Genomic DNA, 13,981 nt, shown 5'->3' with positions numbered 1-13,981 from the left:
GACAGAGAGATGACAGGCCACCGGCAATATCATCATTCTGTCATACAAAACCGGTATCACACTGCGGGTAACGGATGCTATCCGGCATCATCATCCACCACCGGGGTGTGCCATGAGCGAAAATAGTTTACCTGCGTCAGTGTCGTCATCGATCGGCGGACGTCCTGATTTACACCCGCGCGGCGGCCGCTTTTCCCGTGCACTCTTTCTGCTGCTGGTGCTGGCCGGGTTGGCCTTCACTGCTCTCAACCTGTTTAACGATGTCGCCGATACCGGCGCGCCCGTCACCAGCTATACCCCCTTTCTTCTGCTGGGGTTGGCCTTGCTGATTGCCCTCGGTTTTGAATTCGTTAATGGCTTCCACGATACCGCCAACGCGGTCGCCACAGTAATCTATACCCACTCACTGACGCCCGGCGTGGCGGTGGTGTGGTCCGGCATTTGTAACTTTCTCGGCGTACTGCTCTCGAGCGGCGTGGTGGCGTTTGGCATTATCTCGCTGCTGCCGGTGGAGTTGATTCTCCAGGCAGGCAGCGGCAATGGCTTTGCCATGGTGTATGCCCTGCTGTTCTCGGCAATCATCTGGAACCTGGGTACCTGGTATTTTGGCCTGCCGTCATCATCGTCCCATACGTTGATCGGTTCGATTATCGGTGTCGGAGTGGCGAACGCCCTGCTGCATGGCCGCAGCGGCACCAGCGGCGTGGACTGGGATCAGGCGCTTAAAGTCGGCTATTCGCTGCTGCTGTCGCCGATGGTCGGTTTTATCTGTGCCGCCTTGTTGCTATTGGCGATGAAAGCCTTGATCCGCAACCGTCAGTTGTATGAAGCGCCGAAAAACGACCAGCCACCGCCGGTGTGGATCCGGGGTCTGCTGATCCTGACCTGTACCGGGGTCTCCTTTGCGCATGGTTCCAATGACGGTCAGAAAGGAATGGGGCTGATTATGCTGATTCTCGTCGGCACCATGCCGATTGCCTATGCCCTCAACCGCTCACTGCCGCCAGACCAGATTCCACGCGTCGCCGCGTTAACGCAGATCACGGAACAGCAGTTGCTGACGTTACGTTCGTCTACCTCAGAGATCGCGGCACCACGCGAGGTGTTAACCGAGTTTGTGCGCACCGGCCAGCCTCGCCCCCAGGTACTGCCCGCGCTGGGGATGATGCTCGGCGCTATCGGCGATCAGATTCGCCGCTACGGTTCTATGGAGAACATTCCGGCGCAGTCAGTCACCAATACCCGTAATGATATGTATCTCGCTTCGGAATCGATTAAGCATCTGCAAAGCGCTAAAGTGGCGCTGCCGGAAGAGACGGAACGCAACCTGGTGGCGCTGAAACGCGAGCTGGACAGCGCCACCCGTTTTATCCCGATGTGGGTAAAAGTGGTGGTCGCCATCGCGCTGGGCCTCGGCACCCTGGTCGGCTGGCGGCGTATTGTGGTGACGGTGGGAGAACGCATCGGTAAAACCCATCTGAATTATGCCCAGGGGGCCAGCGCCGAGTTGGTGGCGATGGCAACCATCGGCGCCGCCGACGGCTTTGGTCTGCCGGTGTCCACCACCCATGTCCTCTCTTCCGGGGTCGCCGGATCGATGGCCGCCAACCGTTCCGGTTTGCAGCTCGCGACCTTACGTAATCTGGCCGTCGCCTGGGTGTTGACGCTGCCGGTATCCGTGCTTCTTGCCGGGCTGCTTTACGCCCTGTTTATCCATCTTTAACGGTGATTCGCCATGTCTGCGCACCCGTGCCGGATAGCAGAGAAGTATTAACCTGCGGTCGGCACGGCCGAACGACGGCCGCGCTGTTGTTGCAGGCGCAGCGTAATCAGGAACGCGCCCAACACCATCAGCGCGGCCGCCAGATACACCGACTGCATCCCCCAGTGACTGATCAGCAATCCCGCCACCGGGCCAGTCAAGCCCAGCCCCAAATCCAGAAAGGCTGAATAGGTGCCAAGCGCCGATCCCTGATCCTGCTGCTGCACCTGCTTCACCGCTTCCACGCCGAGCGCCGGGAAAATCAACGAGAAACCTGCACCGGTCAGGAACGCCCCAACATCAACCAGCCAGGCACTGTCGGCCTGCCAGATCAGCACCAGCCCGGCGCACTCCAGCACGAAGGACACCAGCGAAACTTTCAGGCCGCCGAAACGCGTGATGTAGCGACCAAAGCCGAGGCGCACAATGACAAAACCGAGGCTGAATACCGTCAATGCGAAGGCCGCGCCGGTCCAGTCACGGCTGGCAAAATAAAGTGTGATAAAGGTGGAGATCACCCCGAAACCGATGGTGCCAAAGCCAAGCGCCAGACCAAACAACCAGACGCGGCTGACCACGCGATGAAACGGGATGCGCACCCCCGCCGTAACGCTGACCGGCGGCTTTTGATACGCCAGCACAAATCCCACAAGCCCCATCAACGCCACCAGCCCGGCAAAGCCACTGATGCCGAACCACTGATTCAGCAACACGCCGAGCGGTGCGCCAATCGCCATCGCGAAATAGGTTGCCACACCGTTCCATGAGATGACGCGCGCGGTTTGCAGCGGTCCGACAATATTCATGCCCCACAGGGTAGAACCGGTGCTGCTGAAACTCTCACCGACACCAAGAAAGACGCGCCCCAACGCCAGCAACAGCAGGCTGAGAAGCGGTATGTCACGGCAAAGTGCAGCGACAATCGACAACACGCCGCTCATGCCACAGCAGATCAGGCCGAGCATCACCACGCGTTTGGGACCAAAGCGATCTGCCAGACGACCGGAGTGTGGACGGCTCATTAAGGTAGCGAAATATTGAACGCTGATAATCAGACCCGCCACAAACGAGCTAAAACCGAGCTGGTTATGCACGAATCCCGGCAGCACCGCCAACGGCAGACCTACGGAGAGATAGCAAAAAAAGGTGAAAATCAGGACGGAAACAATGCGTTTATTTAACTGAGCATTACTCAGTACAGCGGCGTCAGACATGTGCGGTGGCGTTGCGTAACTGGGTGAAGTTGAAGCACTACTATACCCTTAGCCTGCTAACGGGTCGCGGATTTTTTTATGTCTGGTTAATGCAACGTTGGGCGTGGCGTTCAATTGCCGCCGCGATGTCAGCCGAGACTTTTAAGGTGCGGATTTCACTGAAGAGCCCATCCGCCTGGTGATATGCCTTGCGCAGATAACCCAGCCACTGCTTGATTCGCGCCACATGATACAAACCGGTATCACCCTGCTTTTCCAGCCGGGTGTACTTCTGCAACAACGCGACCACATCGGTCCACGCCATCGGAGCTTCGTTGTACTTCACTACGCGACTCAGATTGGGCACATTGAGCGCGCCGCGTCCCAGCATCACCGCATCGCAACCGGTGATACGCAGGCAATCCTGCGCATCCTGCCAGTTCCAGATTTCGCCATTGGCAATCACCGGAATCCGCAGCCGCTGACGGATTTCACCAATCGCCTGCCAGTTAATGCTTTCGGCGCGGTAGCCTTCTTCTTTGGTGCGACCGTGCACCACCAGCTCGCTGGCCCCCGCCTGCTGCACCGCATCGGCAATCTCAAAACGCCGTTCGCTGGAATCCCAGCCGAGACGCACTTTGACCGTGACGGGCAGGTGATCCGGTACCGCTTCCCGCATCGCTTTCGCGCCGCGATAAATCAGCTCAGGATCTTTCAGCAACGTCGCCCCGCCGCCGCTGCCGTTAACCAGCTTCGACGGGCAACCGCAGTTGAGGTCAACACCCCAGGAGCCAAGCTCCACCGCGCGCGCGGCGTTTTCCGCCAGCCACTCGGGATATTGCCCCAACAATTGCAGCCGCACACGCGTCCCGGACGGCGTGCGGCTTTGATGTTGCAGTTCCGGGCAGAGACGATGGAAAGATTTTACCGGCAGCAGTTGATCGACCACGCGCAAAAACTCGGTGATGCACAGATCGTAATCATTCACTTCGGAGAGCAACTCGCGCACCAGCGAATCGAGCACGCCCTCCATCGGCGCCAGTAAAACCCGCATCGCCTTAGTGATTACCGCTTTTGCTGGCCGCCGGACGGCGTGAGCGCGCCGGTTTGCCATCCTGACCCTGACGGCGCGGCGCACGGTTTTCGCCCTGTGGACGTGGCGCACGGCCTTCCCCCTGAGGACGCGGATTACCGCCCGCTGCCGGACCACGGCCACGACCACCGCGCTGCTGTTGCTGCTGGCGGCCATTCTGGATCGGCTCCGCTTTGATGCTCGGATCCGGATCGAAACCCGGCAGCGCAATGCGCGGAATTTCACGCTTCAGCAGACGTTCGATATCACGCAACAGCTTGTGCTCGTCAACGCACACCAGCGACAGTGCAGCACCGGTCGCGGCGGCACGACCGGTACGGCCGATACGGTGTACATAATCTTCCGCCACGTTCGGCAGTTCATAGTTCACCACATGCGGCAGCTCTTCGATATCAAGACCACGCGCAGCGATGTCGGTCGCCACCAGCACACGAATGCCGCCGGTTTTGAAATCAGCCAGCGCACGGGTACGCGCCCCCTGGCTTTTATTGCCGTGGATTGCCGCAGCGGTGATGCCATCTTTATTCAGCTGTTCAGCCAGATGGTTGGCGCCGTGTTTAGTACGGGTAAACACCAGCACCTGCTGCCAGTTGTCGCGACCGATCATCAGCGACAGCAGTTCACGTTTACGTTTTTTATCAACGAAATGCACCTGCTGCGAAACCTGCTCAGACGCGGTGTTGCGGCGAGCCACTTCCACCTGCTCCGGGTTATTCAACAGCTTTTCCGCCAGCGACTTGATCTCGTCGGAGAAGGTGGCGGAGAACAGCAGGTTCTGACGTTTGGCAGGCAGTTTCGCCAGCACACGGCGGATATCGTGGATAAAGCCCATATCCAGCATGCGGTCTGCTTCATCCAGCACCAGGATTTCCACATGGGACAGATCGACGGCATTCTGATGCGCCAGGTCGAGCAGACGGCCCGGTGTTGCCACCAGCACATCTACGCCGCCGCGCAGTTTCATCATTTGCGGATTAATGCTGACGCCACCAAATACCACCAGCGAACGCAGGTTAAGGTATTGGCTGTAATCACGTACGTTTTCACCGACCTGAGCGGCCAGTTCACGGGTTGGCGTGAGGATCAGCGCACGCACCGGGCGACGTCCGCGCGCGGGTGCATCTTTTGCTGACAGACGCTGCAACAAGGGCAGCGTAAAACCGGCGGTTTTGCCGGTGCCGGTCTGGGCGCTCGCCAGCAGGTCACGACCAGCCAACACCACGGGAATAGCCTGACGCTGGATTGGCGTCGGTTCACGATAGCCCTGTTCCGCTACCGCACGCAAAATATCGGCATTCAAGCCGAGAGAGTCAAAAGACATGCAGGTGTATTACTCCGAACCGCCCTGACCGCAGTTTGCGATGTAGTTTTCAGGGGGGATATGACGCAAGCCTAAAGCCTACGTGTGAAAAGGGCACAAACTACCATGCGTAAGCGCGGCAGTGTAGCAGCTTTCAGCCAGCATTGCGCGATAATCGACTGTAAAAAAAACAGCGCGATAAATCGCGCCGCTACCATCAGTTAACTGCGTTTCTTCTGCACGCGCTGCGCAGGTTCTTTCGCCAGCAGGGAAACCAGCGCCGGTCCCACCAGCATGACCACACCAAGGCAGCCCAGCAGCAGGTTGTTATGGATGATGCGTGACACCAGGAACAGCGTCAACATTGCCGCTCCAAAGTAGTAGGTGGTGGTCACTTCTTCCAGAGAGTCGCCTAGCATACGCAAACGGGCACTACGCTGTGTGACCAGCATGGTGATAAACACCACAACGTAGGCCGCCACCAGGGTACTGCTCACTTCAACCAGCGCCTTATGTTTCCAGCCCCAGACCAGCGCGGCAATCACCAGCAGGTGCATCGCAATATGAACGCAGGTTTGTCCGGTAACAATCTGAACACGATTAGACCATTTCATTCTCTTCTCCTGGCAGACCCAACAGATCGCCCAAGTGTATCTGGCCGCGGCCAGACAGATTTCCTCAATGTAAGGCAAATTTCGGATAACACCCTAATTTTCTGCTCCCTTCGCCTTCCATTTGTGACAAAGACTACACTTTATCCGGTTGATGATGAAAAGGAGCGCGTCGCAGTATGACACAAAATGCACAAGGATTTTCGATAAAAGTCCTGACCATCAATACCCACAAAGGGTTCACCAGCTTCAACCGCCGCTTTATCCTGCCGGAATTGCGCGATGCTGCACGGGCGACTTCGGCCGATATTGTCTTCCTGCAAGAGGTGATGGGCACCCACGCCATCCACGCCTTACACATTGAAAACTGGCCGGAAACTTCACATTACGAGTTTATCGCCGACACCATGTGGCACGATTATGCCTATGGCCGCAACGCGGTGTACCCTGAAGGACATCACGGGAACGCGATATTGTCACGTTTTCCGATCGTAGAGTATGAAAATCGCGATATTTCTGTTGCCGGAGGTGAAAAGCGCGGCATGTTGCACTGCAAAATCAGCCTGCCGGGGCAAAGGCAGCCGCTGCATGTGATTTGCGTGCATCTCGGTCTACGCGAGCCGCATCGTCGCGCTCAGTTGCGCATGATGTGCGAGATGATCGCCACGCTACCCCCCGATGCGCCGCTGGTGGTAGCAGGTGATTTTAATGACTGGCAGGTTCGGGCCAACAAATACCTTAAACGCCATGCCGGACTGGATGAAGTGTTCAGCATAAAGAATGGTCGCCCGGCGCGCACCTTCCCGGCACGTTTTCCGTTGCTGCGCCTGGACCGCATCTATATCCGCAATGCCACCATCAGCCAGCCGTGGGCGCTGCCGGTAAAACCCTGGTCGCATTTGTCAGACCATGCGCCACTGGCAGTCGAGGTGGTGTTATGAATTTTAGCTGGCGTGACGGTAACCAACTCCACCTGCTGGAAAATGGCGAGGCCTTCTTTCCACGCGTCTTTGGTGCCATCCAGCGCGCCGAACGCACCTTGCTACTGGAAACCTTTATCCTGTTTGAGGATCAGGTTGGTAATGCGTTGCATCGCGAATTGTTGGCGGCGGCGCAGCGTGGCGTCAGGGTTGAAGTGATGGTGGACGGCTATGGCTCACCGGACCTGTCAGACAGCTACGTCAATAGCCTGACCGCTGCGGGCGTGCGTTTTATCTATTTTGATCCGCGCCCGCTGGTGCTGGGGATGCGCACCAACCTGTTCCGGCGCCTGCACCGCAAGATCGTGGTCATTGATGAGGTCATCGCCTTTGTGGGTGGCATCAATTTCTCTGCCGAACATAACACCGACTTTGGGCCAGAGGCCAAACAGGACTACGCCGTTGAGGTCAAAGGTCCGGTGGTGTTGGATATTGCGCGCTACGTGCAACAAGCCATCGGCAGCGAACAGGTGACCCGCCGCTGGTGGGGCCATCGCTCGCATCGTCCGGCGCTGAATGCCCTGCCGGGTGATGCGCAGGTGTTGTTCGTCTTTCGCGACAACGACGGCCATCGTGATGATATCGAACAGCACTACCTCGACATGCTGCGCAAAGCCAAACAGGATGTGATCATCGCCAACGCCTACTTCTTCCCCGGTTATCGTCTGCTGCGTGCGATGCGCCATGCCGCGCGTCGTGGCGTGCGGGTACGGTTGATCGTCCAGGGCGAGCCGGATATGCCGATTGTCAAAGTGGGCGCTGAGATGCTGTACAACTATCTGGTCGATGGCGGTGTCGAGGTGTACGAATATTGCCGTCGTCCATTGCATGGCAAGATCGCGGTGCAGGATCAGCAGTGGTCAACCGTCGGTTCCAGTAATCTCGACCCGCTCAGCTTGTCACTCAATCTGGAAGCCAACCTGATGGTGCATGACCGCGCCTTTAACCAAACGCTGCGGGAAAACCTTGAGCAGTTGCTACGCGAGGATTGCGAACGGGTTGAGGGCGATAAGCTGCCACCGCGCACCTGGTGGCACCTGACCAAAAGCGTGCTGGTCTTCCACTTCTTACGTCACTTCCCGGCGATTGCCGGATGGTTACCCGCCCATACGCCCCGGCTGGCGCAGGTTGTTCCCCCGGTACAACCGGAAATGGAAACCCAGGATCGCGTTGAGGCCGAAAACAAAGGAGCCAGACCCTGATGAGTAAAAAACATTCGCGCTGGCAGCGCGTGAAGAAAATCCTTACCGGGTTATTTTTTATCGCCGTGCTGGTGCTGCTGGTGGTGTACGCCCGCCAGGTAAACTGGGATGACGTTTATCAGGTGATCGTCAACTACAACCGCACGCTGGTGTTCAGCGCGGTGGCGCTGGTTGTTATCAGCTACCTGACCTATGGCCTGTATGATTTGATTGGCCGCGCTTACTGCGGCCATAAACTGGCTAAACGTCAGGTGATGCTGGTGTCGTTTATCTGTTATGCCTTCAATCTGACGCTCAGTACCTGGGTCGGGGGCGTAGCTATGCGCTATCGCCTTTATTCGCGACTGGGTTTACCCGGCGGCACCATCACCCGCATTTTCTCGCTGAGCATCGCCACCAACTGGCTGGGCTACATTTTGCTGGCTGGCGTGGTTTTTGTGGCGGGTATGGTTCCCCTTCCCGCGGGTTGGTTTATCGGCGAAAACACCCTGCGACTGATCGGCGGCGCGTTGCTGATGTTGGTCGCGATCTATCTGTGGGCCTGCGCCTTTGCCAAACGACGTCACTGGACGATAAAGGGCCAGCACCTGCAACTCCCCTCGCTGCGCATGGCGCTGTTTCAATTCGCGGTGTCCTGCGCCAACTGGATGGTGATGGGAGCGATTATCTGGTTGCTGCTGGCACAACAGGTGGATTATCCGCAGGTGCTGGGGGTGTTGCTGATCAGCAGTATCGCCGGGGTGATTATTCATATCCCCGCCGGGATCGGCGTGTTGGAAGCAGTATTTCTGGCGCTACTGAGTGGTCAGGGTACGTCACACGGCACCATTATTGCCGCGCTGCTGGCCTATCGTGTGCTGTATTTTATTTTGCCGCTGCTGCTGGCGCTGGTGTTGTACCTGTGGCTGGAGAGCCGCGCCCGGCATTTACGGCAGAAGAATGAACGGAAGATGGCAAAACCGACACCGTCAGAAAACGGTACATCATCGTAGCGGCACGATTTATCGTGCCGCTACGATGGGGGTTAACGGCGGTTACCGAAAATACGCAGCAGCATCAGGAACAGGTTGATAAAGTCGAGATACAGCGTCAGCGCACCCATAATGGAAAGACGACGCAGATTCTCTTTGTCATTCACATCCACCGTCTCGCCAATGGCTTTCAGTTTCTGGGTGTCATATGCCGTCAGGCCAACAAACACCACTACGCCGATATAGGTAATCGCCCACATCAACGCCGGGCTTTTCAGCCAGAAGTTCACCAGCGACGCCAGCAAAATTCCAATCAACGCCATAAACAGCAGGCTACCGAAACGGCTGAGATCGCGTTTGGTGGTATAGCCATAAAAACTCATAGCACCAAACATCCCGGCGGTGACAAAGAAGGTGCTGGCGATTGACGAATAGGTGTAGACCAGAAAAATACTGGCGAGCGTCAGGCCGGTCAGCGCCGAATAGAGCATAAATAACGCCGTCGCCAGCGCGCCACTCAGACGATGCACCATTCCGGACAGCACAAACACCACCGCCAGCTGAGCGATGATCAGACCGAAGAAGGTGATGCGGTTAGCAAACACCAACTCCATAACCGCAGGCGTGCGCGCCGCGAACCAGGAGACGAACGCGGTCAGCAGCAAACCACAGGTCATCCAGCCATACACCTGCGCCATATAGGTTTGCAGCCCGGCGGAGGCCTGCTGCACGATTGAATCGTTACGTGGATATCGGTCCATGATGCACCTCTCAATGGATTCATGTTGCGGCGCGATTTATCGCGCGGGTTTAGTTGTTAAACAAACTCTGTAAGTTTGGAGCCTATAACTTGCCGCGTCAACGGCGCGTCAAACACTGTTGATAACGGCCATCCACGCGCTGGGCAAACCATGCGGTGGTCAGGTTACGGGTGATTTTCGGGCTTTCCAGCTTAATACCCGGCAACATTTCGCGCGGCAGACGTTTACCCGCCATTTTATCCGCCAGCGTGAACACCTGTTTCCATAATACGCTAGTGCTGAACTCAGGCTTTTCGCCCTTGTCCAGATCGCGACGGATTTCGCGTTGGCTCATGTCCAGCTGCTTACTCAGGCTGCGCACCGCGAGTTCTGTCGCCCCGGCGGCATCGCTGCCATATTGAATCAGATCGCCATCGAGCGCCAGTTTGATCCCGCTGGCACGCGCCACAGCCGCCTGAAAAGCGGCATTGCGACTGGCATACCAACCGGCGTTAAAGTCAGCGAAGCGATACAGCGGCTGTGAGTAATCCGCCGGGTATCCCAGCAAATGCATGATGCCAAAATACATACCACCGTGTCGGGTAAAGACTTCACGACGAATCGAACCCTCCACCGGCCACGGATAGCCTTTGGCGTGCGCTTCGGCGAAAGCGATGCTGACCTGCATCGGACCGCCGGTATGAATCGGGTTAAGGTTGCCAAACAGTTTTTGTCCCAGCGGCACCATATCGATGAAGTCATCAAAAATGGCGCTCAGCTCTTTCTCGCTGCGCACTTTGTCGAGGCGCGCCGCGTAGCTTTCACCGGTGGGAGAGTTGATCTGCAACGCCGTGCGTACCGCGAAGGCCGGGATAAAAAGCTTGCCCGCACGCCGGTTGATCTCAGCCCAGGCGATTTTTGGCAGGCCCGGCACCACCGCATCGGCGCTGAAGTTCGATTCCTGATCGGCCACCGCGATCACCGCGCACAGGTTGCTGACGCTGGGATTGATTTGCTGAGTACGGAAGGCGGTATAAATATCATCAGCCCAGTCCGCTTTCTGCGTAACGTGGCTGGGCAATAACTGACGGATTTGTGCTTTCACATCCCCAGGTTGGCGAACCGGTGCCTCGGGTTGCTTTTTGCTGCTGGTACATCCCGCCAGCACCAGTACCGCCAACAGCGCTGCACGCTTGAGTATTACAGTCGCTTCCATCGGGTTCCTTTACGTTATTTCCAGCGTTCTGCCGCCTGATGGTCGCTATCGCGCGCATCCACCCAGCGATCGCCCTGTGCCGTCGCCTCACGTTTCCAGAACGGCGCACGGGTTTTCAGGTAATCCATAATAAATTCCGCTGCGGCAAACGCGCTGCTGCGATGCGCGCTGCTGACGCCGACAAATACAATTTCCTCACCAGGAAACAGTTCACCAATACGGTGGATCACCGAAACCTGTTGCAGCGCCCAGCGTTGACGTGCTTCGTCGACAATTTCCGTCAGCGCTTTTTCCGTCATGCCGGGGTAATGTTCCAGCGTCAAGGCCGCTACGCTGTCACCAAGATTATGATTACGCACCTTCCCGGTGAAGGTCACCACGGCGCCATCGCTGTCATGGGCAGACAACCAGGCATACTCCTCGGCCACGCTAAAGGCTGCGCTGCCGACGCGAATACGGGTTTCCATCATCAACCCCCGGTCACAGGCGGGAAAAAGGCCACTTCATCACCGGCGCGCAACGGATGACTCATCGGTACCAGGGTTTGATTGACCGCCGCCAGCAATTTCCCGGATTCCAGCGCCAACGCCCAACGATCATTTTTCGTCGCCAGCGCACTGCGCAGGGCCGCCACATCGGCATATTCCGGCGATAACTCCAGCGCGCTGGTGCCGGTCAGTTCACGCACCTGAGCAAAAAACAGCACCTTAATCATGGGACACCGCCTGAAAATCACCGGATTTGCCGCCGCTTTTGCTCAGCAAACGTACCTGGTCGATAACGATGTCTTTTTGCACCGCTTTGCACATGTCATAGATCGTCAGCGCCGCCACTGAAGCCGCCGTCAGGGCTTCCATCTCGACGCCGGTTTTGCCGGTCAGGCGGCAGCGTGAAGTGACGCGTACCCGGCTATGCTCGGGTTCAGCAACCAGCGTCACCTCAACTTTGCTCAGCATCAGAGGATGACACAGCGGGATCAGTTCCCAGGTGCGTTTTGCCGCCTGAATCCCCGCGATGCGGGCAGTGGCAAAGACATCACCTTTGTGATGGCTGCCATCGATGATCATTTGCAGCGTTGCCGGTTGCATCAGCACCAGCGCTTCTGCCTGGGCTTCGCGTACCGTTTCGGTTTTGCCGGAGACATCAACCATATGGGCTTCACCGGCGGCATTGATATGGGTTAACGAGGACATACTTACAACTTCTTCAAATGTGAGACAAAATTACATGGGCGAGTGCGTGCATCCAGTTGATCGGCAATGATGCGTTCCCACGCGCTGCGGCAGGCATTACCGGATCCGGGTACGGCAAAAATCAGCGTCTCATTCGCCATACCCGCGACTGCACGCGACTGCAACGTGGCACTGCCGATCTCTTCGTACGAGATCATGCGGAACAGCTCGCCAAATCCCTCAATCTCCCGGTCAAACAGCGGCAGCAGCGCTTCAGGCGTGCTGTTTTTGCTGTTAAAACCGGTACCACCATTGATGATCACCACCTGGACATCTTCACTGGCTATCCAGCGCGATACCGTGGCGCGGATGCGATAACGGTTATCCGCGACAATCGCGTGATCCACCACCTGATGTCCGGCTTCGCTCAGTGCTTCACGCAGGTAATCACCAGAGGTGTCATTGGCGGCATCACGGTTGTCAGACACCGTCATCACCGCCACATTAAGGGCAACAAAGTCGCCGGAAAGTTTGCTCATGGCCATAACTCCTTTGTCAGCCACCAATGAAGGAAAGATTTTGGGTAATACCGGTGTTGCCCTGATGCAGAAAATGCGTCTGCTTTTTCTGCCCGAGGCTTAAGGCGATACGCGCCTGTAACTCATCCTGCTGTTGATCGGAAGCCAGCAGATCGCGCAACGGAATGCCCCCCTCGCCAAACAGGCACAGATGCAGGTTGCCGATCGCCGAAACACGCAGGCGATTGCAGCTGGCACAGAAATCTTTTTCATAAGGCATAATCAGACCGACTTCGCCGAGATAGTCCGGATGGCGAAACACCTGCGCCGGACCGTCGCTGCGCCCGCGCGGCTGACGTTGCCAGCCTTGCATCAGCAGTTGATCGCGGATCACCTCGCCGGAAATGTGCTGGCGACGGAACAGATCGCTGCCCTCGCCGGTTTCCATCAGCTCGATAAAACGTAACTGAATCGGACGTGTGCGGATCCACTGTAAAAAGGTATCGAGACTGTGGCTGTTGATATCACGCATCAGCACGCTGTTGACTTTGACCTTGCTGAAACCCGCCTCAAACGCGGCATCAATCCCGGCCATGACCTGATGAAATTTGTCCTGACCGGTGATGGCATGAAACTGGCGGGCATCAAGGCTATCGACGCTGACATTGATTGAGGTCAGCCCGGCAGCACGCCAGTCACGCACATCACGCGCCAGCCGATAGCCGTTGGTGGTCACCGCGATTTGGCGGATGGCAGCATTTTCCCGCACCGCAGCGATAATTTCGGTGAAATCACGACGTAAAGAGGGCTCACCACCGGTCAGACGCACTTTTTCAGTGCCCGCGGCCGCAAAGGCACGCGTCACGCGGCGGATCTCATCCAGCGAGAGAAAACTTTTATTGCGCGTACCCTGCGGTTTGTAGCCATCGGGCAGGCAATAGGTACAACGGAAGTTACACACGTCCGTGACCGACAGGCGCAGATAATAAAAGCTGCGCGCATATGCATCAGTAAATTGTGACACCTGAACACCTTTCCAAATACGGGAGATGCAGGCATTTCTTTCTGCACCCTGGCAGCTCGGGGCTGCGGCCTGAACACCCTATCCGGAGGACTTAGGCAATCAGGCTTTGAGTGTATGTTGTCCATTCGAACAACAGGGTTGCCCGAATGTTAGCGCGATTTGTTGTTCGCTTCCATCGCGGATTTTCGCTATATATATT

15 protein-coding genes and 1 riboswitch are annotated in these 13,981 nt (G+C 57.1%); of the genes, 4 read left to right on the top strand and 11 right to left on the bottom strand.

The window, feature by feature from the left end:
- Positions 1–112 precede the first annotated feature (112 nt).
- Complete coding sequence (locus AC6I8N_RS06525) at positions 113–1,723, top strand: inorganic phosphate transporter (protein WP_497830308.1); 1,611 nt, start codon at positions 113–115, stop codon at positions 1,721–1,723.
- Positions 1,724–1,770: 47 nt separating this feature from the next.
- Here the strand turns inward: AC6I8N_RS06525 and AC6I8N_RS06520 are convergent, their stop codons facing one another.
- The 4 genes from AC6I8N_RS06520 to AC6I8N_RS06505 all read right to left on the bottom strand — a co-directional run bounded on the left by AC6I8N_RS06520 (position 1,771) and on the right by AC6I8N_RS06505 (position 5,962).
- Positions 1,771–2,976, bottom strand: a complete 1,206-nt coding sequence (locus tag AC6I8N_RS06520; RefSeq protein ID WP_021182468.1) for an MFS transporter — start codon at positions 2,974–2,976, stop codon at positions 1,771–1,773.
- Positions 2,977–3,052: 76 nt separating this feature from the next.
- Complete coding sequence (gene dusC / locus AC6I8N_RS06515; RefSeq protein ID WP_036624493.1) at positions 3,053–4,009, bottom strand: tRNA dihydrouridine(16) synthase DusC; 957 nt, start codon at positions 4,007–4,009, stop codon at positions 3,053–3,055.
- 4 nt (positions 4,010–4,013) lie between these two features.
- On the bottom strand, positions 4,014–5,369 hold the full coding sequence (gene rhlE / locus AC6I8N_RS06510; protein WP_021182466.1) for an ATP-dependent RNA helicase RhlE: 1,356 nt from the start codon (positions 5,367–5,369) through the stop codon (positions 4,014–4,016).
- Between the two features lie 200 nt (positions 5,370–5,569).
- Entirely contained in the window at positions 5,570–5,962 is a 393-nt protein-coding gene (locus tag AC6I8N_RS06505; protein ID WP_013508363.1) for a YbhQ family protein, read from the bottom strand.
- 176 nt (positions 5,963–6,138) lie between these two features.
- Between AC6I8N_RS06505 and AC6I8N_RS06500 the strand changes: the two genes are divergently transcribed.
- From AC6I8N_RS06500 to AC6I8N_RS06490, 3 genes are read left to right on the top strand one after another with little or no spacing between them, the layout of a single operon-like run.
- Positions 6,139–6,900 (top strand): endonuclease/exonuclease/phosphatase family protein, encoded by a 762-nt coding sequence (locus AC6I8N_RS06500; protein WP_497830307.1) that lies wholly within the window; start codon positions 6,139–6,141, stop codon positions 6,898–6,900.
- Positions 6,897–8,141, top strand: coding sequence for a cardiolipin synthase ClsB (gene clsB / locus AC6I8N_RS06495; RefSeq protein ID WP_021182464.1), 1,245 nt, complete (start codon positions 6,897–6,899; stop codon positions 8,139–8,141). The genes AC6I8N_RS06500 and clsB overlap by 4 nt, the downstream gene beginning before the upstream one ends.
- Complete coding sequence (locus tag AC6I8N_RS06490) at positions 8,141–9,133, top strand: lysylphosphatidylglycerol synthase domain-containing protein (RefSeq protein ID WP_497830306.1); 993 nt, start codon at positions 8,141–8,143, stop codon at positions 9,131–9,133. Before clsB ends, AC6I8N_RS06490 begins: the two co-directional genes overlap by 1 nt.
- 32 nt (positions 9,134–9,165) lie before the next feature.
- Here AC6I8N_RS06490 and AC6I8N_RS06485 read toward each other — a convergent pair whose 3' ends face one another.
- From AC6I8N_RS06485 to moaA, 7 genes are all read right to left on the bottom strand, one after another.
- The gene (locus AC6I8N_RS06485) at positions 9,166–9,873 is read right to left on the bottom strand and encodes a Bax inhibitor-1/YccA family protein (RefSeq protein ID WP_013508359.1); all 708 of its coding nucleotides are present in this window, start codon (positions 9,871–9,873) and stop codon (positions 9,166–9,168) included.
- 97 nt (positions 9,874–9,970) lie between these two features.
- Positions 9,971–11,068: a DUF1615 domain-containing protein gene (locus AC6I8N_RS06480; RefSeq protein WP_497830305.1), complete on the bottom strand. Its 1,098-nt coding sequence runs from the start codon at positions 11,066–11,068 to the stop codon at positions 9,971–9,973.
- A gap of 14 nt (positions 11,069–11,082) precedes the next feature.
- A complete protein-coding gene (gene moaE / locus AC6I8N_RS06475) occupies positions 11,083–11,535 on the bottom strand; it encodes a molybdopterin synthase catalytic subunit MoaE (protein WP_021182461.1) in 453 nt (150 codons plus the stop codon).
- 2 nt (positions 11,536–11,537) lie between these two features.
- Positions 11,538–11,783, bottom strand: a complete 246-nt coding sequence (gene moaD, locus AC6I8N_RS06470; protein ID WP_021182460.1) for a molybdopterin synthase sulfur carrier subunit — start codon at positions 11,781–11,783, stop codon at positions 11,538–11,540.
- A complete protein-coding gene (moaC, locus tag AC6I8N_RS06465) occupies positions 11,776–12,261 on the bottom strand; it encodes a cyclic pyranopterin monophosphate synthase MoaC (protein WP_021182459.1) in 486 nt (161 codons plus the stop codon). Before moaC ends, moaD begins: the two co-directional genes overlap by 8 nt.
- Positions 12,262–12,263: 2 nt before the next feature.
- A complete protein-coding gene (moaB, locus tag AC6I8N_RS06460; protein WP_021182458.1) occupies positions 12,264–12,779 on the bottom strand; it encodes a molybdenum cofactor biosynthesis protein B in 516 nt (171 codons plus the stop codon).
- Between the two features lie 16 nt (positions 12,780–12,795).
- Positions 12,796–13,782, bottom strand: a complete 987-nt coding sequence (gene moaA / locus AC6I8N_RS06455; protein WP_415173763.1) for a GTP 3',8-cyclase MoaA — start codon at positions 13,780–13,782, stop codon at positions 12,796–12,798.
- Positions 13,772–13,907: riboswitch (molybdenum cofactor riboswitch) on the bottom strand. (Overlaps the previous gene by 11 nt.)
- Positions 13,908–13,981 lie beyond the last annotated feature (74 nt).

Source organism: Pantoea sp. X-Soil-TKNS-1279 (genome assembly GCF_059730565.1).
The sequence above is the reverse complement of the archived record's forward strand: the minus strand, read 5'-3'. Positions and strand labels throughout refer to the sequence as shown.